This window comes from Streptococcus suis, assembly GCF_002964045.1.
In the GTDB taxonomy this organism is placed as follows: Bacteria; Bacillota; Bacilli; order Lactobacillales; family Streptococcaceae; genus Streptococcus; species Streptococcus suis_U.
This window is the reverse complement of record NZ_POPB01000573.1, coordinates 1-342: the sequence shown is the minus strand read 5'-3', so window position 1 is coordinate 342 and position 342 is coordinate 1. Positions and strand designations below refer to the sequence as shown.

Below are 342 nucleotides of genomic sequence, written 5' to 3'. Positions count from 1 at the left end.
GATGGATCAAATTGTTTGCGATCACTTGAAACTCGACGTACCTCCAGCAGATATGACAGAGTGGACAGCAATGGTAGATAAGGTTCTTAATCTCCAGAAAAAAGTAAAAATCGCTTTAGTTGGTAAGTATGTAGAATTACAAGATGCCTATATTTCTGTAGTTGAAGCTCTAAAACACTCAGGATATGCAAATGATGCTGCTATCGAATTGGATTGGGTCAATGCAAATGATTTGACAGCAGAAAACGTAGCTGAACGTCTAGGACAAGCACAAGGAATTATCGTTCCTGGTGGCTTTGGACAACGTGGTACAGAAGGGAAAATACAAGCCATTCGTTATGC

1 protein-coding gene is annotated in these 342 nt (G+C 40.1%); it reads left to right on the top strand.

Annotated features, from left to right (window positions below):
- Nucleotides 1–342: glutamine amidotransferase-related protein (locus tag C1E99_RS12780; protein WP_419580085.1), on the top strand; the 342-nt coding region annotated here is incomplete at both ends.